The sequence below is a fragment of the Legionella dresdenensis genome (genome assembly GCF_042649825.1).
GTDB classification, from domain to species: Bacteria; Pseudomonadota; Gammaproteobacteria; order Legionellales; family Legionellaceae; genus Legionella_C; species Legionella_C dresdenensis.
In genome coordinates, this window is the sequence record NZ_JBHSAB010000033.1 from 1 (window position 1) to 502 (window position 502).

Here is a 502-nt window from a genome sequence, read left to right on the forward strand (position 1 = left end):
GAAAAACTACGCTGACAGCAGCGATTACGACGATTATGGCTAGAATCTATGGTGGTACAGCGAAAGCGTACGATCAAATTGACGCAGCCCCTGAAGAGCGTGAGCGTGGAATTACGATTTCAACAGCACACGTTGAATACGAATCAGCAAACCGTCACTACGCACACGTAGACTGCCCAGGCCACGCGGATTATGTCAAGAACATGATTACCGGCGCTGCGCAAATGGACGGAGCGATTCTGGTAGTATCAGCAGCTGACGGCCCGATGCCGCAAACGCGCGAACATATTCTGCTGTCACGTCAGGTTGGTGTACCTTACATCGTAGTATTCCTGAACAAAGCGGACATGGTAGACGATAAAGAGCTGTTAGAGCTGGTTGAGATGGAAGTACGGGATCTGTTAAGCAGCTACGAATTCCCAGGCGATGATATTCCAATTATCGTTGGTTCAGCTTTAAAAGCGCTGGAAGGCGATACAAGCGAAATCGGTGTCCCTGCGAT

General features: G+C 49.6%; 1 protein-coding gene. It reads left to right on the plus strand.

Annotation, left to right across the window (positions count from 1 at the left end; genetic code table 11):
- Positions 1 to 502 (plus strand): GTP-binding protein (locus tag ACFORL_RS12760; protein ID WP_382344615.1); only part of this gene is annotated, 502 nt, incomplete at both ends.